Origin of the sequence: Sulfitobacter sabulilitoris, assembly GCF_005887615.1 — a bacterium.
Taxonomy (GTDB): Bacteria; Pseudomonadota; Alphaproteobacteria; order Rhodobacterales; family Rhodobacteraceae; genus Sulfitobacter_E; species Sulfitobacter_E sabulilitoris.
In genome coordinates this window covers 548,901-572,570 of sequence record NZ_VANS01000002.1, presented here as the reverse complement: position 1 = coordinate 572,570, position 23,670 = coordinate 548,901, and the positions used below count along the sequence as shown (strand labels likewise).

The window sequence follows — 23,670 nt, the reverse complement described above, 5'->3', positions numbered from 1 at the left end:
GGATGCGGTGCCGCGACGGACCGGCGATCACACGTCGGCGCGCGCCGCCTCGAACGCCAGCATCGCACGTTTCACCGGCAGGCCCCAGTGGTAGCCCCCAAGACCGCCCGATTTGCGCAGAGCCCTGTGACAGGGAATGAGCCAACTGATCGGATTGCGCCCCACCGCCGTGCCGACCGCACGCACCGCGCGCGGGTTGCCCACGGCCTGCGCGATTTCGGAATAGGTGGTGACCTGTCCCGTAGGGATCGTCAGCAAGGCCTCCCAGACCTTGATCTGGAACGGCGCACCGATCAGGAACAGTGGCGTTTCGCGCTGCGCGTTCAGGCCGAAGGCGGCCATCGCCCAGTCATGCAGCATCGCGGGATCTTCGACGAAGCGGGCGCGCGGCCAGCGCCCTGCCAGATCGGCAAAGGCCGCCTGCTCGCCCATTTCCGCAGCAAAGCCGATACCGCAGATCCCCTTTTCGGTGCCCATCACGAGGCCTGGACCGAAGGGGCTGTCGAACCACCCCCAGCGGATCACCAACCCCTCGCCCGCGCGGGCGAATGCGCCGGGGCTCATCGCCTCCCACCTCACGAACAGGTCGTGCAAGCGGCCACCGCCAGACAGCCCGAGCGAATGCGACGCCTCGAGCGTGGTAAAGCGATCACGCAGCAGGGTCTTGGCATGGCCCAGCGTCAGATATTGCTGATACCGCTTGGGCGATACCCCGACCCAGGCCGAGAACAGCCGCTGAAAATGCGCCGGGCTCATCCCGATCTCGGCGGCCAGCGCCTCGAGCGACAGCGGCGCATCGGCAGCGTCGATCCGGTCGATGGCGCGGCGCACCACGTTGTAGTGATAGCTGCTGTCGGAGGTATCGGGATGTGGGGCAAGCTGTGTCATGGGGCCAAAATACCCCCCGGACATCGGCAAATCGACCCGAAACTTGCGCTTAACCGGTGCGATTCGCATGTCACGGCCGCCAGACCTGACAAATTCGACGGCGGCGGCAGGCGCATCTCTTGCCCCCTCGCTTGAAACGCCTATACCAAGGCGCATGGCCAAACAGCTCGACTATCACACGATCCGCGAGATCTTTACCCGCTTTCACGCCGCCGATCCCGAACCAAAGGGCGAGCTGGATCATGTGAATGCCTATACCCTGGTCGTGGCCGTGGCGTTGTCCGCGCAGTCCACGGACGCGGGCGTGAACAAGGCCACCAAGGCGCTTTTCGCGCGCGTGGACACGCCGCAAAAGATGCTCGACCTGGGCGAAGAGGGGCTGATCGAGCATATCAAGACCATCGGCCTTTACCGTCAAAAGGCCAAGAACGTGATCAAGCTGAGCCGGATATTGGTCGAGGAGTATGACGGCATCGTGCCCAATTCCCGCGCCGCGCTGCAAAGCCTGCCGGGCGTGGGCCGCAAGACCGCCAATGTCGTGCTGAACATGTGGTGGCACCAGCCCGCGCAGGCCGTGGACACGCATATCTTTCGCGTCGGCAATCGCACAGGTATCGCGCCGGGCAAGACCGTGGACGCGGTGGAGCGTGCCATCGAAGACAACGTGCCTGCCGATTTCCAGTTGCATGCCCACCACTGGCTGATCCTGCACGGCCGCTATCACTGCAAGGCGCGCAAGCCGATGTGCCCGACCTGCATTATCCGCGATCTCTGCCCCTACGAGGACAAAACCGAATGACCCAGTACGAAATCGTGGGCATCGGCAACGCCGTTGTCGATGTCATCGCCCATGCCGACGACCATTTTCTGGATCACATGGGGATCGAGAAAGGCATCATGCAACTGATCGAACGCGACCGCGGCGAGGTCTTGTATGCCGCGATGGCCGACCGCTTGCAGACGCCCGGCGGATCGGTGGCCAACACCGTCGCGGGCGCCGGTGCGCTGGGTTTGCCCACGGCCTTCATCGGGCGGGTGCACGACGATGCGCTGGGGCGGTTTTACGCGCAGTCGATGATCGACGGCGGCACACATTTCGTGAACGCGCCCGTCGCGGGCGGCGATCTGCCCACATCGCGGTCGATGATCTTTGTCTCGCCCGATGGCGAGCGGTCGATGAACACCTATCTTGGCATCTCCACCGATCTCGGGCCCGAAGACGTGCCCGACACCGTCGCCGGCAAGGCGCGGATCATGTTCCTCGAAGGGTATCTGTTCGACAAGGACAAGGGCAAGGAGGCCTTCCTGCAAGCCTCGCGATTGACGCGCGCGGCGGGCGGCAAGGCGGGCATCGCCATCTCCGATCCGTTCTGCGTCGATCGGCACCGCGACGATTTCCTGCGTATGATCGGCGATGAACTGGATTACGTCATCGGAAACGAAGCGGAGATCCGGTCGCTGTTCGAAACCGACAACCTTGAGGATGCGCTGGCGCGCACCGCCGCGATGTGCCCGCTGGTGGTCTGTACCCGGTCGGGCGACGGCGTCACCATCATCGAAGGCGACACCCGCATCGACGTGCCCGTGCACAAGGTCGTGCCCGTGGACGCCACCGGCGCGGGCGACCAATTCGCCGCCGGTTTCCTGTACGGTCTGGCCACGGGCCGCGACCTGGCGACCTGCGGACGCATGGGAAACCTCTGCGCGGCCGAGGTCATCGGCCATGTCGGCCCCCGCCCGGAGATCGACATGATCGACGTGTTCCGCGCCGAAGGCCTGGTGTGATCCATGATCGCAGACGGCCTTCACGACGTTCCGGCGGGCAAGGTGGCGATGATCGTCACGCATCTTGAAATGCGGTCCAGACCCCGCCTGCGGCCCGGCACGCTGCCCGAGGATGTGAAATTGCGCAGGGTCACGCCCGACCTGGAGTGGTATCGCGATATCTTTGCCCGCGTGGGCGCGCTGGAGTGGTTGTGGTACGGGCGGCTGCGGCTTTCCGACGATGCGCTGAGGGGCATCATCACCGACCCCGGTGTCGAAATCTTTACTCTCGCGCACGACGGACAGGACGAAGCCCTGCTGGAACTGGATTTCCGCGAGGATGGTGCTTGCGAGTTGGCCTATTTCGGGCTGACGCCGGCGCTGATCGGATCCGGCGCGGGGCGCGCGCTGATGAACGAGGCGATCAGCCGCGCCTGGGCGCGCGACATATCACGGTTTCACGTCCATACCTGTACCATCGACAGCCCGCAGGCGCTGCCCTTCTACCTGCGCAGCGGGTTTTCCGTGACGCGCCAGCAGGTTGAAATCGACGACGACCCGCGCGTGCTCGGGGTCCTGCCCGAAACCGCGGGCCCGCACGTGCCGCTCTTGCGGCCCTGACCGAGGATTAGAGCCTGTCACCGAATGCGTTCAGCACCGACTGGTAGACCGCGCGCTTGAACGGCACGATATTGGCCACAAGGTCCTGCGGCTTGAGCCAGCACCACTGTGAAAACTCCGGATGCTCGGTTGCGATGTCGATCTGGTCATCCGACCCGTGAAAGCGCAACAGGAACCACTTTTGCTCTTGCCCGCGGAACCGCCCGCGCCAGATGTTCGGCACCAGATCGTGCGGCAGGTCGTAGGGAAGCCAGCCCTCGGTCTCGGCCTCGATGGTGACAAGATCGGCGGTGATCCCGGTCTCTTCCCATAATTCGCGCAATGCCGCGTCGCGCGGCGTCTCGCCCTTGTCCACACCGCCCTGCGGCATCTGCCAAGCGGCGGCGTCGTTGTCGCGGCGCTGGCCGACGAACACTTCGCCGGCCGCGTTGACGACCATCAGCCCGACACAGGGGCGGTATGGCAGCTTGGCGATCTCGTCGGGCGTCATGTCAGCGGTTTCTCCATCAGGGCGCGGTCGATCGATTGACCGGCGCGGTCTATGCTTTGGCGTGTGATAACCCGAAACCCCATCGCGTGAAAGGCGGGCTCGGCCATCAGGCTGGCATGGGTCCGAAGCCGCGCGGCCCCCTGTGCGCGCGCGTGCGCCTCGATCCGGTCGTACAGACGGCGAAAGCCACCTTGCCCCCGCGCGCCCGGCACGATGAAGGCAAGGTCGATATACTCCGGCGGTTCGAGCGACATGAACCCGGTGATCGCGCCAGACCGCTCGATCACCGCGGTGTCGAGCCCGGCCAGCCGCGCGCTCCACGGGTCACCGCTGCGCGGCTCTGGCGACCAGGCGGCGCGCTGTGCCTCGGTATAGGGGCTGGGGCCATCGCGCACAGCGGCGTGGAACACTAGCGCCAGCGCATCCGCGTCCCTGGGATTTGCCCATCTGATCACCTATCGCCCCTCCAGCTGCATGCGGTGACGCCGCGTTGCGCGTGACTTGATGCACCAGTTAGGGTGATGGTCTGGCAGTCACAACCGGGGAGGGTTCGACATGGCCGAATATCCGCATCTTCTGGCACCGCTCGATCTGGGCTTTACCACGCTCAAGAACCGCGTGCTCATGGGGTCCATGCACACCGGGCTGGAGGAGACGAAAGACTGGAACCGTGTCGCGGAATTCTATGCCGACCGGGCGCGCGGCGACGTTGCGTTGATGGTCACGGGCGGCATCGGTCCCAACCTCGAAGGGTCGGTTCTGCCGGGTGCCGCCATGATGGTCAGCCAGCAGGACATCGACAACCACGCCATCGTCACCCAGCGCGTGCACGAGGCGGGCGGCAAGATCGCGATGCAGATCCTGCACGCGGGCCGCTATGCCTACGGCCCCAAGTGCGTGGCGCCCAGCGCGATCAAATCGCCGATTTCTCCCTTCCCGCCCACCGAACTGGACGAAGAAGGCATCGAGAAGCAGATCAACGACATCGCGGACACCGCCCTGCGGGCCAGGCAGGCGGGCTATGACGGGGTCGAGATCATGGGTTCGGAGGGGTATTTCCTTAACCAGTTCCTGGTCACCCACACCAACAAACGCAGCGACCGCTGGGGCGGCAGCTATGAAAACCGGATGCGCCTGCCGATCGAAGTGGTGCGCCGCACGCGTGAAAAGGTCGGAACCGATTTCATCATCATCTACCGGCTGTCGATGATCGACCTGGTGCCCAACGGGTCCACGCATGACGAGGTCGTGCAACTCGCGCAAGCGGTGGAACAGGCGGGGGCCACAATCATCAACACCGGCATCGGCTGGCACGAGGCGCGCATTCCGACCATCGCCACATCCGTTCCGCGCGCGGCCTTTGCATGGGTCACCAAGAAACTGATGGGCAAGGTCGGCATCCCGGTGATCACCTCGAACCGTATCAACACTCCGCAGGTGGCCGAGGACGTACTGGCGGATGGCTGCGCCGACATGGTGTCGATGGCGCGCCCCATGTTGGCGGACGCCGATTTCGTAGCCAAGGCCAAGGCCGGAAAGGCCGATCAGATCGCCCCCTGCATCGCCTGTAACCAGGCGTGCCTCGACCATACGTTCGGCGGCAAGATTTCAAGCTGTCTGGTGAACCCGCGCGCCTGCTACGAGACGGAGCTGCGGATCGAGCCCGCGGCAGAGGCGAAATCCATCGCGATCGTCGGGGCGGGTCCCGCTGGCCTTTCGACCGCGATCACCGCCGCCGAACGCGGACACAAGGTGACCCTGTTCGACAAGGCCGACGAGATCGGCGGACAGCTCAACATGGCCAAACAGGTTCCGGGCAAGGAGGAATTCTGGGGCCTTGTCGATTGGTATCGCGCGATGGTCGCCGATCTGGGCATCACGACCAAACTGGGGCAAGTCGCCAGCGCCGGGGACCTTGCCGGCTTCGACGAGGTGATCATCGCGACCGGCGTGATCCCCCGTGACCCGGGCATTCCCGGACAGGACGCGCCGCATGTCGTCAGCTATATCGACGTGCTGCGCGGTCAGGCGAAGGTCGGCAAGCGCGTGGCCATCGTGGGTGCGGGCGGCATCGGATTTGACGTCGCCGAATACCTTGTCCACCAAGGCGACAGCCCGACCGAGCATTTACCGGACTGGATGCGCGAATGGGGCGTCACCGACCCGGCAGAGCATCGCAGCGGGCTGGCCCCCGAGGGCCCGCAGCCCAGCGCCCCGGCGCGCGCCGTGACCCTGTTGCAGCGCAAGTCGGAAAAGCCCGGCAAGCGGCTGGGCAAGACGACCGGATGGATTCACCGTGCCGCGCTCAAGATGAAGGACGTCAAGATGATCGGCGGCGTGAATTACGAACGCGTCGAAGACGGCGGCCTGATGGTGTCGTTCGGCGACGCGCGGGAGAACCCGACGCTGATCGAGGCGGACACGATCGTGATGTGCGCGGGCCAGCTTTCGGAACGGTCGCTGGCGGACGCGCTCGAGGCGCAGGGCACCAGATGCCACGTGATCGGCGGCGCGGATGTGGCCGCCGAACTGGACGCGAAGCGCGCAATCAACCAGGGCACACGGCTGGCCGCGGCGCTCTGACCTCAGCCGTGCATGGCGACGCTGTCCTCGGGCGCTTCGGCGCGGTCCATCAGGCCATAGTCGCGGATCACGCCCGCAACGCGCAGGCGGTAATCGGCAAAGAGACCCTTGCGGCCAAGCATCTGCATCTTGCGGTGCTTGGCCAGTTTGCGCCAGCGGTTCACGGCCTCCTCGTCCTCCCAGAAGGACAACGACAGCATCTTGCCGGGGTTGGTGATGCTCTGGAACCGCTCGACCGAGATGAAGCCCTCCATCTCTTCGAGAACGGGGCGCATCTGCGCCGCGTAATCGAGGTATTCCTCGCGCTTGCCGTCGGCGGGTTCGACTTCGAAAATGATACCTATCATGCTGGCTCTCCCTGTTGGCACGTGGCCATGTCCGCATGTGGCCCCGAAGCCAGCCTGAGGAATGTCCGGTCTTCGCGTAGCAAGAAACGCCCGCGCTGCGCAAATCCATAATTTTCCCGCCCCAGCGGGTCATCAGCCAGCCGCGCGCGATACGCCTCGTAGGCGGCCAGGCTGGGAATGTTGTAAATGCCGTAGGCCAGCGTCGATGACCCTTCGTGCGGGGCGTAATACCCCACAAGGTCCGCGCCGCAGCGCGGAATGGCCTGCCCCCAATTGCGCGCGTAGTGTTCGAACTGCGCCTTTTTGGCGGGATCGATGTGATAGCGGATGATACAGGTCAGCATGACCGTCTTTCCCTTCGGTTGCGTCGCACCAACCTGTAGCAGATGGACAGGCGCACATACTTCGACTAGCATCGAACTATGAAAGAAGGTCCGGATATCGCCCGAATCGCCATGCTGATCGGCGACCCTGCGCGCGCCAACATCCTGACCGCGCTGATGTCGGGCAAGGCGCTGACGGCGACCGAACTGGCGGCAGAGGCCGGCGTCAGCCCGCAAACCGCCAGTTCCCACCTGCGCAAACTGGAGGACGGCGGCCTGCTGCGGCAACGCAAGCAGGGGCGTCACCGCTATTTCGCCCTGCGCGACGAAGCGGTGGCGCAGACGCTTGAGGCCCTGATGGGGCTCGCGGCCCACCGTGGTCATTTGCGGCACCGTACCGGCCCCCGCGACACCGCCCTGCGCGACGCGCGCGTTTGCTACAATCACCTGGCCGGGGATCGCGGCGTTCAGATGTTCAATGCGATGCGCGCGCAGGGGCACCTGTGCCTCGAGGCCGGCGGCCTGACCCTGTCGCGGGCCGGGGCCGGGTTCGTGCGCGACCTTGGCGTCGATCTCGAGGCGCTGGACCGCAGCCGCGCGCCGATGTGCCGCGAATGCCTGGACTGGAGCGCACGGATGTCGCATCTCTCCGGCAAGCTGGGCCGGGCATTGCTCGCGCAGTTCTGTGACGCCGGATGGACCCGACGACAGGAGGGATCGCGGATCGTGACGTTCACGCCCAAGGGGCGAGCCGCGTTTGACAGGGCATTTCCCGCCTGACGACGCGCCGCCGGGTTGTGGCAGGTCATTCGACCGTGATCGTTATCACATCGGACACGATCGGCGTGGCGTGCGGAACATGGCCATAGTCACCCAGCACCAGTTGCAGTGTGTGCTCTCCGGGGGGCAGTTCGATCGTCGTTTCGGTCTGGCCGCCGCCGAAATGCTTGTGATGGTCATCCGACGGCAAACCCATCGACAACTCATCCGCGCCATCCTCTCCCTCGCCCAAAGGGGGGCGGTCGATCAGCAAATGATGATGGCCCGTCATCTCCTGCTCCGTTCCCGCCGGCGCCACGCCCATACCCGACAGGCCGAACACGATCATGACCGGCGACGTGACCGTCGCGCCATCCTCGAGGTTGACGAAATAAACCCGGGCATCGGGGTTCGACGGTGTCTCTCCTCCGGCCAAGGCCGGCAGGGTCGTCAGCAACGTGGCGGTCGCAATGGCCAAAACGCTCAGGATTGTCTTCATGGAAATCTCCTTTGGTGGATGTGATGCCGCGGGCATCCCGCAATGTTGGCACGTTAGCATAAAGATCCGAAGGGTGCGCGCGATAGGTGGCCGTTGTCAGTGCCCGACCGTCAGGGCAAAGTGCCGCCAACCGACATGGGGGGCCGACATGCCAATCTGCGTTTTCGACATCTATCCCGACGGCAGCACGACCGTCCCCGAAGATACCGCGCTGACCGGGCCGGGTGTGTACCGCTGGTGGCATTACGATCTGTCCGAACCGTCGCTGCGCGACTGGGCCTATGCCAGCCTGCCCGACATCCCGGCAGGCGCGCTGATGCAGCCCGAAACCCGACCCCGCTGCGACAGGTTCGACGACGGGCTGATCCTGAACCTGCGCGGTATCAACCTGAACGTCGGTCAACCTGCCGATCAGATGGTGTCGGTGCGCATGTGGGTGTCCCAAGGAGTGGTCATCACGGTGCGGATGCGAAGGGTCTTTGCCATCGACGACATCCGCCGCGCGGCAGAAAAAAACAAGGCCCCCCCGACGGTTGCTGCGTTTCTGGACACCCTGATCATTCGGCTGACCGACCGGGTCCAGGAAAAGGTGCTTGAAATCGCGCGGATCACGGAAGATTTCGAACTGGACCTCGAGGACGCCAGCACACCGCCCCCCGCCGACCTGCCCGAGACCCGCCGCAGCGTGATCCGCCTGCTGCGATACCTTGAGCCGCAAAGCGACGCGCTGATCCGGCTGGCGGCCATCGATTTGCCGCTGATCCCCGAGCAGGACGCGCTGCGCCTGCGCGAACTGGCAAACCGCACGATCCTGGTGGTCGAAGAGCTCGACAGCCTGCGCCACCGGATGTCAGCCGTCCAGGACGCCCACGAAACCGCGTCCAATACGCGGCTGGCGCGCAATGGCTATGTCTTGTCGGTCGTCGCGGCCATTTTCCTGCCGCTGGGGTTTCTGACCGGGTTGTTCGGTGTCAACATTGCGGGCATGCCCGGCACGGATTGGCCACTGGCCTTTGCGGTGCTGTGCATCTCGATGGTGGTGCTGGCAGCGGTGCTGCTGGGGGTCATGCGCTGGCTGCGTTGGCTCTAAGCCGTCGGAAACACAGCGTTCTCGTGTTTCCACGCCCTCAACGATCCATGCAATGACCCCGATACTGTCCCACCGCTGCCCCGATCTTGCCTGAATTGGCCGCCATACCTCTGGCTCAAGCGAATGCAGTTTAGAAGGAATGGCAATGGACCGCCTGACAGAAATGGAAGCCTTTGCCACGGTTGTGGATCAAGGCGGATTCACGGATGCCGCCAAGAAGATGGGGATTTCGAAATCCGCTGTCTCAAAACACGTCTCGAGCCTCGAAGCGCGGCTTGGCGCACGTCTGCTCAACCGGACGACGCGCCGGGTCAGCCCGACGGAAATCGGCCTTGCCTACTATGATCGCGCCCGCCGCGTTCTGAACGATGCCGGCGAGGCGGACGCGCTCGTCACGTCGATGCAAAGCGCGCCTTCGGGGTTGTTGCGGATCTCTGTCGCGACCGATTTCGGGGTCAACCACCTGTCCCCCGTCCTGAGCGAGTTTCTGGCCGATTTCCCCGACATCACCGTGAACATGGTCCTCAACAACCGCTACGTCGAACTGATCTCGGAAGGGTTCGACATGGCCGTGCGCATCGGCGAGCTGGAGGACAGCACCCTGCGCGCCCGCAAACTGACCGAAACCACCAAGCGCATGATCGCAAGCCCGTCGTATTTCGAAAAATACGGCCGGCCCGACAAGATCGACGATCTGAACGATCACAAGCTTCTGCACTATTCCAACCAGTCCAGCGGCAACGTCTGGAAGTTGACCGCGCCGTCGGGCGAAAAGCGCCAGGTCCGCACCGCCGGCTGGCTCAGCGTCAATGACGGCCAGTCGTTGCTCAACGCGGCGATCTCGGGGCTTGGCATCGCATATCTGCCCAGCTTCCTCTACTCCGACGCGATGGAAAAGGGGCTGATCGTCGATGCCATCCCCGAACTCCCGCTCGAGACGCAAGGCATCTACGCTGTTTATCCGCCCGGCCGGTTCACCCAGCCCAAGGTGCGCGCCTTCATCGATTTCCTCGTCCATGCCTTTGCGGAAAAAGGCCCCGCTGACTGGTAACGCCATCACCAATTCCCCCTCGGTGACGACTGCCCTCGGCGCGTATCCACGCTCCGGGGGCATTTTTCATTCCGCAGAGAGCAGCACCGCTTCGACGCGGCGGTTCTGGTCGCGGCCCGCCGCATCGAGGTTGGTTGCGACAGGCGACAGATAGCCCATTCCTTCGGCATCCAGCCGGTCGGCCGGAACACCGTGTACGTCGATCAGCCGGTCGCGCACCGATTGCGCACGGCGGCGCGACAGTACGATATTGGGATCCAGGCCGCCCACCGTATCGGTGTGCCCGACCAGCGCCAGCCGCAACTCAGGCCGCGTGTTCAGAAATCTGGCCAGAACCGCAAGCGATGCGAACGGACCCGGCCCAAGGGTGGCGCTGCCGCTGTCGAACTCCAGATCGCGCAGGACAGCGTGCCCCTGCGACAGCAATATCCCTGGCAGGTCGTCTGCTGTTGCAGGCGGCCCTGACCGCGATGACGCGGGCGGCGGGGATGTGCCGCGCGCGATGGTGTCGCCGCCTGTCGGCCCTGCCCGGATAATCTGCACGTAAGCAGAGGAGGCCGAGGCGCTGGCCAGCACCGTGATCACCTCTTGGGGCGTATCGACCGGTCCGCGCGATGCGGTCAGGTAGCGGTAGGCGCGGATATTCACGTACATGTTGGGGCCCGGCAAGGTTTCGACAGCGAACCGGAAATCAAACCCGCCACAGGTGCGCGCGGTGCATTCGAACACGATGTCATAGCCCGCCGCTTCGATCTGCGCCCGCAGGGGGGCCATCACCTGCAGCGTCGTCAACGCGCCGGTGTCGATCCGCCAGGCCTGCCGCGAGACCGGCCCCTCGATCACCCGCACGGGAACGCCGCCCTCCGCAAACACGCCGACGGGCGCGGCGAAACTGTCCAGCGTGCTGTCGCGCTCGACCGTCAGGCGGGCGTTGGCGGGCAATTGCAGGTCCAGCGCAAGGGCCGGCACACCAACCGCCAAAGACATCAGTCCGCCAAGGATCGCGGCGCGGCGGCTCATCGCGCCTGCGCGTGATATTCGTCGTTCGGGCGCATCGCGGTGGCGCTGGCCACGCGGTTGGTCATGTTGAAAAAGCCCGCCACCGACGCGATATCCCAAATGTCGCGGTCGCTGAACCCGTGATCGCGCAGGATCTGGCGGTCTGCCTCTTCGATGCTGGCGCTTGCCGTCGTCATCCGTGCCGCGAAATCCAGCATGGCGCGCTGCCGCGCGTCCAGCGGCGCCACCCGGTAATTCATCACCAGCGCCTCGCCCAGCTTGGGGTCGCCCGACAATTGGCGTACCGCGGCGCCATGCGCCACGAGGCAATAAAAACACTTGTTGATCGAGGACACGACCACCGCGATCATCTCGCGTTCCAGCTTGCTGATCGCGCTGTCGCCCAGCATCAGATCGTTGTACATCGCCGTGAATGAATTGAGCTTGTCGGCGTCGAAGGCATAGGCGCGCAGCACGTTGGGCACCATCCCAAGCTTGTCCTGGCATACGTCGAAATATTTCTGCGTGGCCTCGGGCAGCGGGTCCATCATCGGCAGGTCGAGGGCGGTGGGCAGGCTGTGATCCGGCATGGGCGCGGTCCTTTTCATCTGGAAAGCTGGCGATAATGGTAGTGCCCGACCGCACCAAAGCCCAGCCCGGCATACAGCCGGTTCGCGCCGTCGTTCGAACGGGTGCAAAGTACCGACAGGCTGTGCGCGCCGTGGTCCTTGGCCCAATGCGCGGCGGCCCGCATGATCCAGGCGCCCACGCCCTGCTGACGCTGGTGCGGCAGGACTTCGACGGCATGGACCATGCACACCCCGTCGTGGATGGCGGCAAACCCCACGCCTCCGGGTTTTTCGTTCCAGCGCGTCAGGATACCGGTCTTGAGCGCGGCACGTTCCATCACCTGCCGCCGTGCTGGCCCGATGCCGCCCGCGGCCCAGATCTCGTCCATGATCGCCAGCGGCTCCCAGATGCAGAAGGCCGTCACGCGCGGGATCGGAATATCCGTCAGGCGCGCGACGTCGATGGACATCATCACCACCGGATCGATCAACTGGTATCCGCGCCCTTCGAGCCAGGCATCGAGGCCCGCATCGCCGTCGCGGATCATGAACAAGGGATCGCGCCCCATCGCGCGCATCGCGTCCTCTGCCGCTGCAATGTCGTCTTCCTCGACCGGTCCCGTGGCGGTGGCCGCCGACACCCGTTTGCCCCCGCCCTGACCGTCGCGCAGGGTCCATGGCCCCTGCTGCCAGACCCGCGCGGCGGGCCATGTCCGATCACAGACCTCGAACAACTGGGGCGCGGTGACTGTCATCCGGCAAACGTCGCGCGCAGCCGCGCGATGACGGACCGGACCGCCGCCTGATCAGTGCCGCGCACCACGATATTGGATCCGAACCTGCCATCCTTCTGGAACGGATAGGAGCCCATGCTGAGATCGGGAAACTCTGCCGCCAGATCGCCCAAGGGCCCCGCGATATCCCCCTCGCCCCGGTCGATGCGCAACGTCTCGCTGATCAGCGGCGCGCCCCCCGTCAGGCCCGGCAGAACACTCGACACCATGGCTTGAAACACCGATGGCACACCGGCCATGACATGCACGTTCTCAAGCGTGAACCCCGGTGCCGCGGATACCGGATTTTCAATCAGCGTCGCCCCGTCGGGGATACGCGCCATGCGCAGACGGGCGGCATTCAACTCGATCTCGGACTTCGCATAGTGATCCTCCAGCAGGGCGCGGGCGTCGGCGCGCACGTCGATTTTCACGCCAAAGGCCGCCGCGATGCAATCTGCCGTGATGTCGTCATGCGTGGGGCCGATGCCACCGCTGGTAAAGACATGGTCGAATGCCCGCGCCAGCGCCTGAACGGCTGCGATGATCGCGCCCCGGTCGTCGCTGACCACACGCACTTCGCGCAGGTCGATTCCCGCCTTGGACAGTTCGCCGGCGAGGTGATGCATGTTGGCGTCGCGTGTGCGCCCCGACAGAATCTCGTCTCCGATGACCAGCATCGCGGCAGTGGGATTGGGCATGTGGGCGTTTCCTCGGTGGTGATGGCCGCACCTGACTTGAGCGTGGCCCTGTCAAGGTATAGGCCTGCGGTCATGCGCTTTCAAACCCAACTTGTGCCCGCCCGCCTGATCAAGCGGTACAAACGTTTTCTGGCCGACTGTACCTTGGAAGGGACCGGGCAGACCATCACCGCGCATTGCGCCAATCCGGGGTCGATGATGGGCCTGGCCGAACCCGGACAGCGTGTCTGGCTCGAGCCGAACGACGACCCGCGCAAAAAGCTGAAGTTCGGCTGGCGGCTGGTCGATCATGGCGAGGGGCACTTTACCGGCGTCGATACCGGCGTGCCCAACCGTATCGTGGCCGAAGCGATCGACGCGCGCGCAATTCCCGCGCTGGCCGCCTACGGCACCTGCCGGCGCGAGGTCAGGTACGGAACCAACAGCCGGATCGACATGCTGCTGACCGAACCGGGCCTGCCCGACGCCTATGTCGAGGTCAAGAGTGTGACGCTGAGCCGTGCGCCGGGGCTGGCCGAATTTCCGGACAGCGTGACCACGCGCGGCGCCAGACATCTGGACGAACTGGCGCGCGTGGCGCAGGCGGGGCAGCGCGCCGTCATGCTCTACCTGGTGCAGCGGACCGACTGCGAATGCCTGTCGCTGGCCGCCGATCTGGACCCGGCGTATGCGACCGCCTATGCTGCGGCGCAGAAGAAAGGTGTTGAAACCTTGTGTTTCGGCACCAATATCTCACCCAACGGCATAGAAATGGCCCACCCGCTGCCTTTGCTGGGCTAACGGCCCACTGGTTCTTTGGGCCATAGCGCGCTAGACAGGCGCCCGAACTCAAGGATGGAGCCAGCAGTGAACCAGGATCTACGCGGCCGTCAGACCAAGGACGGCATCCGTATCTACGACGACGCGGACTTTGCCGGGATGCGTGTTGCGGGGGAATTGGCGGCGCGTATCCTCGACGAGGTCGCGCCCCATGTCGTCGTGGGCCAAACCACGGCCGAGCTTGACCGGATCATCAACGAAAAGGTGGATGCCGCCGGGGCCACATCCGCGACGATCGGCTACAAGGGCTATCAGCACGCAAGCTGCATCAGCGTGAACCACGTGGTTTGCCACGGGATTCCGGGCGACAAAAAGCTGAAAGACGGTGACATCCTGAACATCGACGTGACGGTGATCGTCGATGGGTGGTTCGGCGACACAAGCCGCATGTATGTCGCCGGAAAGCTGCCGCGCAAGGCCGAGCGGTTGATCAACGTGACCCATGACGCGCTGATGCGCGGCATCGAAGCGGTCAAACCCGGCAACACCTTCGGCGACATCGGCCACGCCATTCAGACATTTGTGGAAAGCCACCGCATGTCGGTGGTGCGCGATTTCTGCGGTCACGGGCTGGGCCGGGTGTTTCATGCGCCGCCCAACGTCCTGCACTATGGGCGTCCGGGCACCGGCGCGGTGCTCGAAGAGGGGATGTTCTTTACCATCGAGCCGATGGTGAACCTTGGCCGACCCGAAACCAAGACACTCGCCGACGACTGGACCGCCGTGACGCGCGACAAGTCGCTGTCGGCGCAGTTTGAACATTCGGTCGGTGTGACCCGCGACGGGGTCGAGATTTTCACCCTGTCGCCAGGCGGTCTGTTTCACCCGACCTACAAGACCGACTGATACGCATTCCGCGGCAGGCAGGCCGACCCGGCCCGCGCCGGGCGTTGTCCGAAACGAATGAAGTGAAGGCGCATCACTGCCCGTCCGCGCTGCTGTCGGATTGGGCGCGCAGCTGCGCGAGCAACATCGTCCCGTCGCCCCAGGGCTGCACCGCATCGCCGATGAACACCGGCGCAGGGCGCGGTCTGGGCGGTTTGGTATCCGCGCGGTCCGCCCGCGAGCGGAGCAGCCAATGCCAGGGAGATGCCGTTGCGATCATGCACGGCACTTTATCACATCAGGGCGCGGCTGCCGACAGGATCGTGACATGGGTGTCGCCGTATCGGCGGTGATCGGTCACGACCAATCCCGGCGGTGCGGCCTGCGGCGTACTTTCCTCCCAGACGATCACGCAGCCCGGGGCCAACCAATCGCCCGCGCGCAGGACCGCCAGCGCCTTGTCGCCCAATCCCTTGCCATAGGGCGGATCGAGGAACACCAGGTCGTAGGGCGCACCGGGATTGGACCCCAGCTTGATCGCATCGCGGCGGACAATATCGGTCCGGTCCTGCTCCCGAAGTTTGGCGACGTTCTGCGCGATCAGCTTTTGCGCCACGCGTCCGTCATCGACGAATGTCACATGCGCCGCGCCGCGCGACAGCGCCTCCAGCCCAAGCGCCCCCGTTCCCGCGAACACATCCAGCACGCGGGCCTGCGGGATCACATCAAGATGCACGAGCACATTGAACAGGCTTTCGCGCACCCGGTCGGTCGTGGGGCGCAGATGCGCGCCGGTGTCGCCCTTGCCCACGCTGGCCAAGGCGACGCTGCGGTGTTCTCCACCGATGATCCTCATGATGTCATGAGTGTCTTGAGGTCGGTTTCGGGGTCCGACACTGCCGCCTTGTCCGGCGATTTCCCCGCCTCGATCAGGCGTTTGCCGATCATGTAGGCGCGCGGATCATTCATCGCGTCCACCGCCAGCAGGGTGTCGCCCCCATAGTACCAGAATGACGCGCTCTGTCCGGATCCGCGGCGCGTGGCGACCTCGGTATATCCGGTGTTCAAACCGGCGATCTGCAATTTCACGTCATATTGGTCGGACCAGAACCACGGGCGCGCGATGTAATCCTTGTTCGCGCCCAGGATGTTTTCGGCCACCACCTCGGCCTGATCGATGGCATTGGGGACGCTTTCCAGCCGGATGCGGTGACCGGCATGGGGGAAGGACGCACAATCGCCCGCGGCCCAGACGTGCGGCGCGGATGTGCGCCCCTGCGTGTCGACCTTGATGCCGTTGTCCAACTCCAGCCCGGCGGCGTCGGCCAGCGCGGTCGCCGGCGTGATCCCGACGCCGACGATCACGAAATCCACTTCGATCTCGCTGCCGTCACCAAGCCGTGCAGACCGCACGGCGCGATCGCCCTCAAGACGGTCCAGCCCGACACCTTCACGGATGGTCACGCCATGAGACCGGTGCAGGACGCGGAAATAATCGCTGGTCTCGGGGGCGGCGACCCGTTGCAGGATGCGGTCCGCCATCTCGACCAAAGTCACCCTGAGCCCAAGCTTGGCGGCCACCGCCGACGCCTCCAGCCCGATATAGCCGCCACCGACGATCAGAACCCGCGCGCCGCTCACGAAGTGATGCGCCATCGCGTCCACATCGGCCAGCGTGCGGACCACATGCACCCCCTCAAGCGCACCGCCGATGCCTTCGGGCAACCGGCGCGGTATCGACCCGGTGGTCAGAACCAGGTCGTCGTAGCGCACCCGCTCGCCCTCCATCGTGACGGTCTGCGCGACGGTATCTATCGCCTCGACCCGGCGGTTCGTGTGCAGGTCGATGTCAACCTCGGTATAAAAACGCTCGGGCCGCAACAGCAGCCGATCCAGTGTCATCTCGCCCAGCAGATAGGCCTTGCTGAGCGGCGGACGCTGATAGGGGGGTACGGGTTCTTCGCCGATCAGGGTGATCTTGCCCTCAAAGCCCGCATTGCGCAGTTTGATCGCGCAGGATGCGCCCGCCTGCCCGGCGCCCACAATAATCGAATGGCGCATTCACGGCCCCTTTTACAAAGTGTCTTTCCCCGCCCAAGGCCAAAGCCTATATCGGTGCCAAGGACAAACGCAATTCCAAGAAAGGTCTATCACATGACGATTTCCACTGGCGAACGCCTGCCCGACGCGACCCTGGTCGAAATGGGTGCGGATGGGCCAAAGCCCGTATCGCTGGCCGACAGGACCAAGGGCCGCAAGGTCGTGATCTTTGCCGTGCCGGGCGCCTTCACGCCCACCTGCCATTCCGCGCACGTACCAAGCTTTGTACGCACCAAGGATCAATTCGACGCCAAGGGCGTGGACGAGATCATCTGCCTGTCGGTCAACGATCCCTTCGTGATGAAGGCCTGGGGCGAAGCGACCGGCGCGACCGCTGCCGGCATCACCATGCTGTCGGACGCCGAAAGCGCCTTTACCAAGGCCATCGGGATGGAGTTCAGCGCCCCGCCCGCCGGCCTGGTGGCACGATCCAAGCGCTATGCGATGCTGGTCGAAGACGGCACCGTGAGCCTGTTCCAGCCCGAGGAAGGCCCCGGCGTCTGTGACGTGTCGGGGGGTGAGGCGCTGTTGGCGTCGATGTGATCGGACCTTCGGCGGCGGGCCTGTCTTGGTTTGCCGCCGATGCGCGGGCCGATGTCAGCCCGCCAGCCCGTCCATCTTGCGCGCCAGCTTCACGTCGAGCGCGCTCAGGCCATCGACATCATGCGTGGTCAGCACGACGTTCACGGTGTTGTAGGTGTTGTCCCACTCCGGATGATGGCCCCATTTTTCGGCCCAGATCGCCGCCCTGGTCATCCAGCCAAAAGCATCCGCGAAATCGGCGAATTTGAACGTCTTGGCGATCGCGTCGCGGTCGTCCACCATGCTCCACCCCATGTCATACAGCGGTTGCAGCAGGGTCTTGCGGGTTTCTTCACTCAGTTTCTCGGTCATTCCTGTTCCTCGATCTGCGCCCGCTTGAACGGGCCATATTCCGTCAATACTTCGATCTCTTCGTCGACCGCCGCACGCTCTGCCTCCAGGTAGTTGCCGATGGCATCGGCAAAGCCGGGGTCGCCCACCCAGTGCAGCGACCAGGTGGCCGTCGGCAGATAGCCACGCGCCAGCTTGTGTTCGCCCTGCGCGCCCGCCTCGACCCGTTTCAGGCCCAGCCGGATGGCCAGGTCGATCGCCTGATAATAACACAGTTCGAAATGCAGGCAGGGGTGGTGTTCGCTACAGCCCCAATACCGGCCGTAAAGCGATTGCGCGCCGATGAAATTCAGCGCGCCCGCCACCCAGCGCCCATCGCGTTCGGCCAGGACCAGCGCCATGTCGGCGCGCAGCGTGTCCTGCGCGATGTCGAAAAATGCGCGCGTCAGGTACGGCGTGCCCCATTTGCGCGCGCCGGTATCCTGATAAAACCGCCAGAACGCGTCCCAATGCTCCGGCCGCAGGTCGTCGCCGGTAAAGGTCCGGATCGTCCCGCCAAAAGCCTGCGCCTGCGCGCGCTCCTTGCGGATGTTCTTGCGTTTGCGCGAACTCAAGGTCGCAAGAAACCCGTCGAAATCCGCGTAGTCGTCGTTGTGCCAGTGAAACTGTTGCGTCTTGCGGCGCATCAGACCAAGTGCCTCGCCCCGGTCGGCTTCGGCTTCGGTGCAAAAGGTAACATGCAGCGACGACAGCTTGTTGTCGGAGGCCAGTTGCACCGCCCCTTGCGTCAGCGCGGAAAATCCGGCGTCCTCGAACCCCGGGCGCACCAGAAACCGGCGGCCCGTCGCGGGGGTATGCGGCACGGCGATCTGCAATTTGGGATAATAGCGCCCGCCAGCCCGTTCATAGGCATGTGCCCAGTTATGGTCGAAAATATACTCGCCCTGACTGTGCGACTTGACGTACATCGGCGCCACGCCGATCAGCAAATCACCCAGATAGGCCGTGAGGTACTGCGGCTGCCATCCGGTGCCGGTTCCCACGCTGCCGCTGTCCTCCAGCGCTTTCAAGAAACGATATGTGGTGAAGGGATCGTCGGGTCGCGCGCCCTCGGCGGCTTCGGGGCAGGCGCAGGCGTCCCATTCCCTCGCCCCGATCTGATCCAGCGCGGGAACGACCCTGATTTCGACTGACTGATCCTTCATCGCGCCTTCCTGTCTGCCCTGCATCTAACTTGTGGCCGACGTGGCCCAGATCAAGGACGCAGAGCCGGCAGATAGCCTTCGAAGGTGATATTGTCCGCAACCAGCCGCGCTTGTCGCTCCTGATCCGGCGACCGCACTGTCCAGCACAGCACACCGGCGCCGCTCGACTTGATCTGGGCCACGCGTGCACGCCGCAGATCCTCGACTTCGTGACTGATGAAGCTGGCGCCGGTCCTGTCGAAATCGGGAATCTCGCGAAGCCTGTCGCAGGTGGCGCGCGGCAAAAGCCAGTCCGCGGGCGTGTAGGCCGATGTGGTTATCCCGCGAGGTATCTCCGGCAGGATTTCAGCTAGTCGCCCGACAGAGTGCGGGTTGAACGACATCATGGCGACGGGCCCGGAATACCCCGCCAGTGCCCGCGCGACCGCGTCTTCCAACGGTCCGATGTCGGGGCCCATGCCACCGTCCTGATCCTTGAGTTCGATAAGCAACGGCACCTGGCCCGCCACCAGATTCAGCACTTCGGGCAACGCCGGGATACACTCCGCCCCGCCGGTCAGCGGCACGTCCCCCAACGCCGCGGCACTGCGCAGGCGCACCGCACCCGTCTGCGGCGTCAGACGGTCCAGCGCATAGTCGTGGAACACCATCGCCTGACCGTCCGCGCTCAGTTGCACGTCGATCTCTATCCCATAGCCGACAGCAAGGGCCGCGCAGATGGCGGCGCGGCTGTTTTCCGGGCGACCGGCCTCGATGTCATGCAATGCGCGATGCGCCAGCGGCACCTGCAGGAAGTCATTCGGCAGATGTGGGATCATTTGATCTCGAAAATACCTTCGATCTCGACCGCGACCCCCAGCGGCAGGGATGCCGCCGACACCGCAGAGCGCGAATGCCGCCCTGCATCGCCCAGCGCATCGACCAGGAAATCCGACGCACCGTTGATGACCTTGGGCTGATCGGTGAAATCCGCCGTGGAGTTCACGAACCCTGTCAGCTTGATCACCCGCACCAGCCGCTCGATATCGCCACCGCAGGCCGCCTTGACCTGCGCCAGCAGGCTGATCGCACAGAGTTTGGCAGCGGCGGCACCTGCGCTCACATCAAGCGTGTCGCCCAACTTTCCGGTGACCAGCCCGTCCGGCCCGTTCGAGATCTGGCCCGAAATATAGACCGTGTTGCCGACCTGAACGAAGGGCACGTAGTTGGCCGCGGGCGCAGGCGCATCGGGCAGCGTCACACCAAGCTCTGCAAGGCGGGCGGTAATGGTCATGGCGGATCTCCTGTTGATCGGATGGGTCGTCGCGGACGCTAGCGGTGTTGCGCGGCGACCGAAAGGGGCGTGTGTCAGCTTTCGCGGAAAGCGCGGTTGAAATAATCGGCGACCGGTTTGATCAGATAGGCGATCGGCGACCGGTCCTCGGTCCGGATAAACGCCTCGACCGGCATGCCGGGGATCAGAACGGTGCCGTCCTTGAGCTTGCCCATCTCGCCGGGGTTCAGCACGATCTCCGCGCGGTAGTAGCTTTGCCCCGACGCTTCGTCATCGAAGGCATCCGCCGATATCTGAATCACCTCGCCATAAAGCTCGGGCGTGGTCCGCTGATCCAGCGCCGACAGGCGCAACGTCACCGGCTGGCCCGCGGCGATCTGGTCGATGTGAATTAGGTCGACACGCGCGGCGATCACCAGGGGGCGGTCCTGTGGCACGAGGAACATCACGGGCTCGGCCGGGCGAATCACCGACCGCGGCGTGCGGACCTGCATGCCGTAGATGATGCCCGACACCGGCGCGCGGATATCCAGCCGTTCGATCTCAAGGCGCAGGGCGCGGCGCTGTTCCAGCATCTCAAGCTCACGGTAGCGCAGGTCGCGCAATTGCGTGATGGCCTCCTCGCGGCGGCGGGTGCCCAGCTTCAGCCGCTCGATATCGATCTCTGTAATGCGTCCTTCGGCCTGCGCCTCGTTGGCGATCAATTCGCCCAGCGTCCCACCCAAACGGGCCAGTTCGCGCTCAAGGTTCAGCACGGTCGCGGCCTGTGCAAGTCCCCTGTCCAGCAGCGACCGTTGGCTCGTCAGCTCCTTTTCGATCAATTCCAACTGCTTGGCCAATGCCGCCTTCTGCGCGTCTATGCCGTCAATCTGGTTGCCGATCTGGCTGCTGCGCTTGCCCAGTTGTTCGATTTCCTTGGCGATCGATGCGCGCCGCGCGACGAACAGCCTGCGCTGCCCGTCCATCAGTTCTTGAAGGTTCGCATTGCGCTGCCCCGCCGCGATCAGTTCTGCGTCGAAGACCACCGCATCTGTCTCGTCGCGTTCGGCCTCAAGCCGTCCGCGCCGGGCCATCAATTCGTAAATCTGCCCCTCGGCAATCGCCAGCTGCGACGTCAACTGCTCGGGATCGAGTTGAAGCAGGATATCGCCCGCCGCGACGGTATCGCCTTCGTCCACGAGGATCCGCGCCACAGTGCCGCCGGTCTCATGCTGAACGATCTGACGGTTTCGGTCCACCTCGATCCGTCCCGAAGCCACGATAGCACCTGATATCTGCGTCATCACCGCCCAGGTTCCGAACCCGCCGAGCAGGATCACCAGGCCCAGGTATCCGATCACGACCGGGCGCAGGGCCGACCAACGACCGCCGGTCATACGACACCGCCCGCGCTGCTTGGCGCGCGTTGGATTTCCTTGTGATTTTTCACCATTCCGGCCAGCACCTCGTCCTTGGGGCCAAACGCCATCCGCATGCCGCCATCCAGCACCATCAGCGTATCGCATTCCTGGATCGCCGCGGGGCGGTGGGCCATGATCAGAACCGAACGGCCATCGGCCTTGAGCGCGCGAATAGCCTGATTCAAGGCCTGCGACCCGATATTGTCGAGGTTCGAATTGGGTTCATCCAGCACCAGGATGACCGGATTGCCATACAGCGCCCGCGCCAGTCCGATCCGCTGCATCTGGCCGCCGGACAGGCGGACCTGCCCCGAGCTGATCAAAGTGTCATAGCCCTGCGGCAACTCGAGGATCATTTCGTGCGCGGCGGCCTTCTTGGCGGCGGCCACCACCTCGGCATCGTCGGGCACATTCGCCAGCCGCGAGATGTTTTCGGCAATGGTGCCGTCAAACAATTGCACGCGCTGCGGCAAATACCCGATATGCTGACCCAGCGTCGCGGGCTCGTATTGGTCCAACGCCGCCGAATCCAGCCGGATCGACCCGCCAGCGGGGCGCCAGACCCCGGTCAGCGTCCGCGCCAGCGATGATTTGCCTGCCCCCGAGGGGCCGATCACGCCGACCGCCTGACCGGGCTTGACCTCGAACGACACGGATTTCAACGCCGCCTGCTTTTCGCCCGGCGGCACGACCGTCAGCGCCTTTGCGACCAGATGGGCGCGCGGCGTGGGCAGCCTGGTCTTGGTCGTCTCGGGCGGGACGATCCCCAACAGCTCTGACAGGTTTTCCCATGCTTTGCCTGCCCGCTGGACCACCGGCCACTGGTTCAGCGACACTTCGATCGGCGCCAGCGCACGCCCCAGAAGGATCGACCCGGCAATCATTCCCCCCGCGGTCATTTCCGCCTGAAGCACGAGCCACGCCCCCAGGCCCAGCATCGCGGACTGCAAGAACAGGCGCAGCGTCTTGGTCAGCGACGAAAACCCGCCGCCCACATCGGTGGCCTGTATCTGTTTTTCCAGGGCCGTGCTGCGCGCGGTCTGCCACCTGGTGAACGCCGCGTCGCGCATTCCCATCGCCTGAACCATTTCCGCCTCGGTCCTGATCTGGTCGGACATCCGCGACGCGGCATGGCCGGCGTCCGTGGCCTGTGACTGCGGATCGCGCGACAACACCTGGTTGGCCAGTGTGATCGCCACCAGCAACAACCCGCCTGCGACGCCAAGAACGCCCAGCATCGGATGCAGGATGAAAATCCCGGCAAAGAAAATCGGCACCCAGGGCATATCGAACCCGGCCATCAGAACCGGCGAGACCATAAGCCGCTGCACCGATTCCAGATCGGCAAGCCCGGTCTGCGTGCTGGCGTCGGGTGCCACGGCGGATTTCCGCACCACGGCATCGAACACCCGCCTGTCCAGATCATCCTGAAACCGCGCGCCGACGCGCGCCATGATCCGCCCGCGCGTGTAATCCATCACCCCCATCACACCGTAGAGAAACAGCACGAGAATCGACAAGGCGATCAATGTCTCTTCTGACCCCGACCCGAGAACCCGGTCGTAGACCTGCAGCATGTAAAGCGGGCCGGTCAGCATCAACAGGTTGGCAAAAAGGCTGAAAATGCCGACGGTCCAATACAGCGACCTGCTGCGCCGCCGCACATCACGCAGTTCCTGTAGGCCTTTCTTGTTATACGCACTGCTCATGGGCACATT

General features: G+C 64.6%; 29 protein-coding genes. 10 read left to right on the top strand and 19 right to left on the bottom strand.

What is annotated here, in order from left to right:
- Nucleotides 1-27: 27 nt before the first annotated feature.
- Complete coding sequence (locus tag FDT80_RS11140) at nucleotides 28-888, bottom strand: methylated-DNA--[protein]-cysteine S-methyltransferase (RefSeq protein ID WP_138662347.1); 861 nt, start codon at nucleotides 886-888, stop codon at nucleotides 28-30.
- 154 nt (nucleotides 889-1,042) lie between these two features.
- Here FDT80_RS11140 and nth point away from each other — a divergent pair, with 154 nt between their 5' ends.
- Genes nth through FDT80_RS11125 form a run of 3 tightly spaced genes read left to right on the top strand, consistent with a single transcriptional unit; the run spans nucleotide 1,043 to nucleotide 3,273 of the window.
- Nucleotides 1,043-1,687, top strand: coding sequence for an endonuclease III (gene nth / locus FDT80_RS11135; RefSeq protein ID WP_138662346.1), 645 nt, complete (start codon nucleotides 1,043-1,045; stop codon nucleotides 1,685-1,687).
- On the top strand, nucleotides 1,684-2,673 hold the full coding sequence (locus FDT80_RS11130) for an adenosine kinase (RefSeq protein WP_138662345.1): 990 nt from the start codon (nucleotides 1,684-1,686) through the stop codon (nucleotides 2,671-2,673). The genes nth and FDT80_RS11130 overlap by 4 nt, the downstream gene beginning before the upstream one ends.
- Nucleotides 2,674-2,676: 3 nt before the next feature.
- The gene (locus FDT80_RS11125; RefSeq protein WP_138662344.1) at nucleotides 2,677-3,273 is read left to right on the top strand and encodes a GNAT family N-acetyltransferase; all 597 of its coding nucleotides are present in this window, start codon (nucleotides 2,677-2,679) and stop codon (nucleotides 3,271-3,273) included.
- 7 nt (nucleotides 3,274-3,280) lie between these two features.
- On the opposite strand, the gene FDT80_RS11120 is transcribed toward FDT80_RS11125, so the two are convergent.
- Together FDT80_RS11120 and FDT80_RS11115 are read right to left on the bottom strand one after the other, a co-directional pair.
- Complete coding sequence (locus FDT80_RS11120; protein WP_138662343.1) at nucleotides 3,281-3,763, bottom strand: RNA pyrophosphohydrolase; 483 nt, start codon at nucleotides 3,761-3,763, stop codon at nucleotides 3,281-3,283.
- On the bottom strand, nucleotides 3,760-4,218 hold the full coding sequence (locus FDT80_RS11115) for a GNAT family N-acetyltransferase (RefSeq protein ID WP_138662342.1): 459 nt from the start codon (nucleotides 4,216-4,218) through the stop codon (nucleotides 3,760-3,762). The genes FDT80_RS11120 and FDT80_RS11115 overlap by 4 nt, the downstream gene beginning before the upstream one ends.
- Nucleotides 4,219-4,318: 100 nt before the next feature.
- On the opposite strand from FDT80_RS11115, the gene FDT80_RS11110 reads away from it, so the two are divergent.
- Nucleotides 4,319-6,346 carry an NADPH-dependent 2,4-dienoyl-CoA reductase gene (locus tag FDT80_RS11110; protein WP_138662341.1) on the top strand — a complete coding sequence of 676 codons (2,028 nt, stop codon included), beginning with the start codon at nucleotides 4,319-4,321 and terminating at the stop codon, nucleotides 6,344-6,346.
- A 2-nt stretch (nucleotides 6,347-6,348) separates the two neighbouring features.
- Here FDT80_RS11110 and FDT80_RS11105 read toward each other — a convergent pair whose 3' ends face one another.
- Together FDT80_RS11105 and FDT80_RS11100 are read right to left on the bottom strand one after the other, a co-directional pair.
- Nucleotides 6,349-6,693 (bottom strand): antibiotic biosynthesis monooxygenase family protein, encoded by a 345-nt coding sequence (locus FDT80_RS11105; protein ID WP_138662340.1) that lies wholly within the window; start codon nucleotides 6,691-6,693, stop codon nucleotides 6,349-6,351.
- On the bottom strand, nucleotides 6,690-7,037 hold the full coding sequence (locus FDT80_RS11100) for an NIPSNAP family protein (protein ID WP_138662339.1): 348 nt from the start codon (nucleotides 7,035-7,037) through the stop codon (nucleotides 6,690-6,692). The genes FDT80_RS11105 and FDT80_RS11100 overlap by 4 nt, the downstream gene beginning before the upstream one ends.
- Nucleotides 7,038-7,115: 78 nt before the next feature.
- Between FDT80_RS11100 and FDT80_RS11095 the strand changes: the two genes are divergently transcribed.
- On the top strand, nucleotides 7,116-7,796 hold the full coding sequence (locus FDT80_RS11095) for a metalloregulator ArsR/SmtB family transcription factor (protein ID WP_138662338.1): 681 nt from the start codon (nucleotides 7,116-7,118) through the stop codon (nucleotides 7,794-7,796).
- 25 nt (nucleotides 7,797-7,821) lie between these two features.
- Here FDT80_RS11095 and FDT80_RS11090 read toward each other — a convergent pair whose 3' ends face one another.
- Nucleotides 7,822-8,274: a DUF4399 domain-containing protein gene (locus FDT80_RS11090; RefSeq protein WP_138662337.1), complete on the bottom strand. Its 453-nt coding sequence runs from the start codon at nucleotides 8,272-8,274 to the stop codon at nucleotides 7,822-7,824.
- 148 nt (nucleotides 8,275-8,422) lie between these two features.
- Here FDT80_RS11090 and FDT80_RS11085 point away from each other — a divergent pair, with 148 nt between their 5' ends.
- Together FDT80_RS11085 and FDT80_RS11080 are read left to right on the top strand one after the other, a co-directional pair.
- Nucleotides 8,423-9,364 carry a zinc transporter ZntB gene (locus FDT80_RS11085; protein ID WP_138662336.1) on the top strand — a complete coding sequence of 314 codons (942 nt, stop codon included), beginning with the start codon at nucleotides 8,423-8,425 and terminating at the stop codon, nucleotides 9,362-9,364.
- 145 nt (nucleotides 9,365-9,509) lie between these two features.
- The gene (locus tag FDT80_RS11080; RefSeq protein ID WP_138662335.1) at nucleotides 9,510-10,415 is read left to right on the top strand and encodes a LysR family transcriptional regulator; all 906 of its coding nucleotides are present in this window, start codon (nucleotides 9,510-9,512) and stop codon (nucleotides 10,413-10,415) included.
- A gap of 66 nt (nucleotides 10,416-10,481) precedes the next feature.
- Here the strand turns inward: FDT80_RS11080 and FDT80_RS11075 are convergent, their stop codons facing one another.
- From FDT80_RS11075 to FDT80_RS11060, 4 genes are read right to left on the bottom strand one after another with little or no spacing between them, the layout of a single operon-like run.
- Complete coding sequence (locus tag FDT80_RS11075) at nucleotides 10,482-11,435, bottom strand: OmpA family protein (protein WP_138662334.1); 954 nt, start codon at nucleotides 11,433-11,435, stop codon at nucleotides 10,482-10,484.
- On the bottom strand, nucleotides 11,432-12,004 hold the full coding sequence (locus FDT80_RS11070; protein WP_138662333.1) for a peroxidase-related enzyme: 573 nt from the start codon (nucleotides 12,002-12,004) through the stop codon (nucleotides 11,432-11,434). The genes FDT80_RS11075 and FDT80_RS11070 overlap by 4 nt, the downstream gene beginning before the upstream one ends.
- 14 nt (nucleotides 12,005-12,018) lie before the next feature.
- On the bottom strand, nucleotides 12,019-12,738 hold the full coding sequence (locus tag FDT80_RS11065; RefSeq protein WP_138662332.1) for a GNAT family N-acetyltransferase: 720 nt from the start codon (nucleotides 12,736-12,738) through the stop codon (nucleotides 12,019-12,021).
- Nucleotides 12,735-13,457, bottom strand: a complete 723-nt coding sequence (locus FDT80_RS11060; protein WP_138662331.1) for a competence/damage-inducible protein A — start codon at nucleotides 13,455-13,457, stop codon at nucleotides 12,735-12,737. Before FDT80_RS11060 ends, FDT80_RS11065 begins: the two co-directional genes overlap by 4 nt.
- A 72-nt stretch (nucleotides 13,458-13,529) precedes the next feature.
- On the opposite strand from FDT80_RS11060, the gene sfsA reads away from it, so the two are divergent.
- On the top strand, nucleotides 13,530-14,237 hold the full coding sequence (gene sfsA, locus FDT80_RS11055) for a DNA/RNA nuclease SfsA (protein ID WP_138662330.1): 708 nt from the start codon (nucleotides 13,530-13,532) through the stop codon (nucleotides 14,235-14,237).
- A 66-nt stretch (nucleotides 14,238-14,303) separates the two neighbouring features.
- A complete protein-coding gene (map, locus tag FDT80_RS11050; RefSeq protein ID WP_425471993.1) occupies nucleotides 14,304-15,122 on the top strand; it encodes a type I methionyl aminopeptidase in 819 nt (272 codons plus the stop codon).
- Nucleotides 15,123-15,195: 73 nt separating this feature from the next.
- Here map and FDT80_RS11045 read toward each other — a convergent pair whose 3' ends face one another.
- Genes FDT80_RS11045 through FDT80_RS11035 form a run of 3 tightly spaced genes read right to left on the bottom strand, consistent with a single transcriptional unit; the run spans nucleotide 15,196 to nucleotide 17,162 of the window.
- Nucleotides 15,196-15,381 (bottom strand): hypothetical protein, encoded by a 186-nt coding sequence (locus tag FDT80_RS11045; protein WP_138662328.1) that lies wholly within the window; start codon nucleotides 15,379-15,381, stop codon nucleotides 15,196-15,198.
- Between the two features lie 18 nt (nucleotides 15,382-15,399).
- Entirely contained in the window at nucleotides 15,400-15,957 is a 558-nt protein-coding gene (gene rsmD / locus FDT80_RS11040; protein WP_138662327.1) for a 16S rRNA (guanine(966)-N(2))-methyltransferase RsmD, read from the bottom strand.
- A complete protein-coding gene (locus FDT80_RS11035) occupies nucleotides 15,954-17,162 on the bottom strand; it encodes an NAD(P)/FAD-dependent oxidoreductase (RefSeq protein ID WP_138662326.1) in 1,209 nt (402 codons plus the stop codon). Before FDT80_RS11035 ends, rsmD begins: the two co-directional genes overlap by 4 nt.
- A 93-nt stretch (nucleotides 17,163-17,255) precedes the next feature.
- On the opposite strand from FDT80_RS11035, the gene FDT80_RS11030 reads away from it, so the two are divergent.
- The gene (locus FDT80_RS11030; RefSeq protein ID WP_138662325.1) at nucleotides 17,256-17,744 is read left to right on the top strand and encodes a peroxiredoxin; all 489 of its coding nucleotides are present in this window, start codon (nucleotides 17,256-17,258) and stop codon (nucleotides 17,742-17,744) included.
- Nucleotides 17,745-17,798: 54 nt separating this feature from the next.
- Here FDT80_RS11030 and FDT80_RS11025 read toward each other — a convergent pair whose 3' ends face one another.
- The 6 genes from FDT80_RS11025 to FDT80_RS11000 form a co-directional block, all read right to left on the bottom strand.
- Nucleotides 17,799-18,095, bottom strand: coding sequence for a 4a-hydroxytetrahydrobiopterin dehydratase (locus tag FDT80_RS11025; protein WP_138662324.1), 297 nt, complete (start codon nucleotides 18,093-18,095; stop codon nucleotides 17,799-17,801).
- A complete protein-coding gene (locus tag FDT80_RS11020) occupies nucleotides 18,092-19,279 on the bottom strand; it encodes a GNAT family N-acetyltransferase (RefSeq protein ID WP_138662323.1) in 1,188 nt (395 codons plus the stop codon). Before FDT80_RS11020 ends, FDT80_RS11025 begins: the two co-directional genes overlap by 4 nt.
- Before the next feature lie 50 nt (nucleotides 19,280-19,329).
- Nucleotides 19,330-20,097, bottom strand: coding sequence for a glycerophosphodiester phosphodiesterase family protein (locus FDT80_RS11015; RefSeq protein WP_138662322.1), 768 nt, complete (start codon nucleotides 20,095-20,097; stop codon nucleotides 19,330-19,332).
- Entirely contained in the window at nucleotides 20,094-20,552 is a 459-nt protein-coding gene (locus tag FDT80_RS11010) for a RidA family protein (protein WP_138662321.1), read from the bottom strand. Before FDT80_RS11010 ends, FDT80_RS11015 begins: the two co-directional genes overlap by 4 nt.
- Before the next feature lie 74 nt (nucleotides 20,553-20,626).
- A complete protein-coding gene (locus FDT80_RS11005; protein ID WP_138662320.1) occupies nucleotides 20,627-21,928 on the bottom strand; it encodes an HlyD family type I secretion periplasmic adaptor subunit in 1,302 nt (433 codons plus the stop codon).
- Nucleotides 21,925-23,661 carry a type I secretion system permease/ATPase gene (locus FDT80_RS11000; protein ID WP_138662319.1) on the bottom strand — a complete coding sequence of 579 codons (1,737 nt, stop codon included), beginning with the start codon at nucleotides 23,659-23,661 and terminating at the stop codon, nucleotides 21,925-21,927. Before FDT80_RS11000 ends, FDT80_RS11005 begins: the two co-directional genes overlap by 4 nt.
- Nucleotides 23,662-23,670: the final 9 nt, after the last annotated feature.